Origin of the sequence: Streptomyces niveiscabiei (genome assembly GCF_001419795.1) — a bacterium.
GTDB lineage: Bacteria > Actinomycetota > Actinomycetes > Streptomycetales > Streptomycetaceae > Streptomyces > Streptomyces niveiscabiei.
In genome coordinates this window covers 1-2,568 of sequence record NZ_LIRL01001143.1, presented here as the reverse complement: position 1 = coordinate 2,568, position 2,568 = coordinate 1, and the positions used below count along the sequence as shown (strand labels likewise).

Here is a 2,568-nt window from a genome sequence, read left to right as displayed (position 1 = left end):
GGCGGGTGAGGCCGGGCCCCGCCGCAGTCCTCCTCGGCTGGACCCTCACCGCCCTGGGCCTGGCCCTGGCGGGCCCCGGCCTCACCCACCTCTGCGGCAGACTCCTCCAGACCTTCCGCCCCGGAGCCCTCCGCCTCCTCGCGGGCAGGGGCCTCATGGAGGAGTCGGAGAGAATCGGCCGCCCCCTGGGCATCCTGTGCGCGGTCCTCTCCGGCGCCTACACGATGGCCACCCTGAACGGCGACAGACCGACCGGCCCCCTCTCCACCCTGGGCGTCCTCCTGGTCACCGGCTGCGCCCTGGGCACACTCCTCACCGCGGCCGTGGAGTCCCGCCAGTCGAGGGCGGACACGACAGCGGCCCTCCTGAGACTGGGCGCCCCGGCGAAGACGCTCCGCACGGCGGCAGCCGCACGCACAGCGGCTCTCCTCCTGGTCTTCACCCCCCTCACCCTCGCGGTGGCCCAACTGGCCACGCTCCCCCTGGCGACCTGATCCCGGCCCCCTGAAAATTCGTACGAAAAAAATCCCGGACCACCGATGAGTAACCCGCACCCCCGGGGTCTACCTACCGAACACAACGGACCGACACCGATGGAGACCCCGAGATGACCACCCCCGCGTACCAGCAGATGATCTTCATCAACCTCCCCGTGGCGGACCTCGCCGCGTCGAAGGAGTTCTTCACGGGCCTGGGCTACTCCCTGAACCCCCAGTTCAGCGACGACAACGCCGCATCGGTGGTGATCAGCGACACGATCGTGGCGATGCTCCTGACGAAGCCGTTCTACGCGACGTTCACGAAGAAGGAGATCGCGGACGCCACGAAGACCAGCGAGGTCATGATCGCGCTGAGCGCGGAGACCCGCGCCGCCGTGGACACCCTGGTGGACCGGGCCCTGGAACTGGGCGCGACGGAGCCGAGGGACCCCCAGAACATGGAGGGCTTCATGTACGGCCGGGCCTTCGACGACCTGGACGGCCACACCTGGGAGGTCATCTGGATGGACCCGTCGGCGATGGAGGGCTGACGAGACCTGCCTAGCATGGGCGGGTGGACCAGACACCCGCCCATCAGTACGACAGCGCCCAGCCGTACGACGGCATACCCGACCGCGAGATCGAATCCCTCCCGGAGTTCGACGAGGTGATCGCGACGGCCGGCACCCTGGCGAGATACCGCGTCCAGGCGGTCGACCTGACAACGCGCACGCCCGCGCTCCTGACGGCCGACACGACCGGCGCCGTCTTCCTGGGCTGCCCGATGACCCCGGAGGCGGACGCGCACGTCAGATCGGCGGGCGCCCTGGTGTTCCCCCCGATCCCGGGCCTCCCGTTCGACCCGTACCGGGGCCTGCTGTACACCCCGGACGAGTTGTTCGAGGACTTGCCGGAGGGCTACGAACACACCCCCGACGCCCAGACGTACGCGTGGTTCCAGCAGACGAAGGCCGACGGCGACATCTTCGCGTCGATGCTCCGCTCGGTGCACGACGACGCGGTCTCGGACGCCCTGGACGAACTCCTGGTCGACGCAAGGGTGGTGGGGGATGGGGGTACCTCCCTGCTCGAACGAAGTTGAGAGCTTGGGGGAGGGCGGCCACGCGATGGCGCGCGGCACGGACGAGTACGCCGGCGCCGCGCGCCTGGGCCGCACGCTGGCCCGAGCGGGCCTGACCGTCGCGACGGGCGGCGGCCCGGGCGCGATGGAGGCGGCGAACCTGGGCGCGTACGCGGCCCCGTTCGAGGACGCCATGCTGGAGGAGGCGCTCCAACTCCTGGCGAAGGCACCGACGTTCACGCCGTCGGTGACCGAGTGGGCGTCGGCGGCGTTCGAGGTCCGTGCCCAACACCCGGGCGGTGGGCCGTCGGTGGGGATTCCGACCTGGTTCTACGGCCACGAGCCGCCGAACGCGTTCGCCGCGCACACGGCGAAGTACTTCTCCAACGCCACCCGCGAGGACGGCCTGTTGGCGCGCTGCACGGCGGGCGTGGTGTTCCTGCCGGGGGCCGCCGGGACCGTACAGGAGATCTTCGACAACTCGACGCCGAACTACTACGAGTCGCGGGGCGAGCCGAGGCCGATGGTGCTGGTCGACGAGGCGCACTGGACGCGACGCCTGCCCGCCTGGCCGCTGTTGGAGGCGCTGGCGAAGGACAGGGCGATGGCGGCGCGGATCACGCTCGTGGACCGTATCGAGGACGCGCCTGAAGCTTTGAAACGCGCGGGTAATTAATAAGCAAGCAAAGCCGTGGGTCAAATGGGATGCGCGCGTTGACACTTCTTATGGCGCGCTTATACACCTGTGAGCCTCAAGGGGATGTCGATGCGTCCCGCACGGGGCCGACTCCCCTTCAACCCCCCGCAGTTGTGCCTCCCCGCAAAGGACAAACGTGTCCATATCCCGCCGCACCGCCGCTCGTTCGGCTCGAATGCTCGGCGTAGCCGCCGCTTCCGCGGCCGTCGTCCTCTCCGCGTCCACGAGCGCACTCGCCTGCACCATCCAGGACTTCTCCGCCGCCGCGTCCTGCGACGGCGACAAGGGCGTCATCACCGTCAAGGACGTCG

At 69.7% G+C, this 2,568-nt stretch carries 1 protein-coding gene and 2 pseudogenes; all 3 read left to right on the top strand.

Annotated features, from left to right (window positions below; genetic code table 11):
* Positions 1-494, top strand: a pseudogene (locus AOK24_RS41095) (hypothetical protein); the annotation flags it as partial.
* 113 nt (positions 495-607) lie between these two features.
* Complete coding sequence (locus AOK24_RS41090; protein ID WP_055724999.1) at positions 608-1,030, top strand: VOC family protein; 423 nt, start codon at positions 608-610, stop codon at positions 1,028-1,030.
* A gap of 23 nt (positions 1,031-1,053) precedes the next feature.
* Positions 1,054-2,236: pseudogene (locus AOK24_RS41085) on the top strand (LOG family protein).
* The last annotated feature ends 332 nt before the right edge of the window (positions 2,237-2,568 follow it).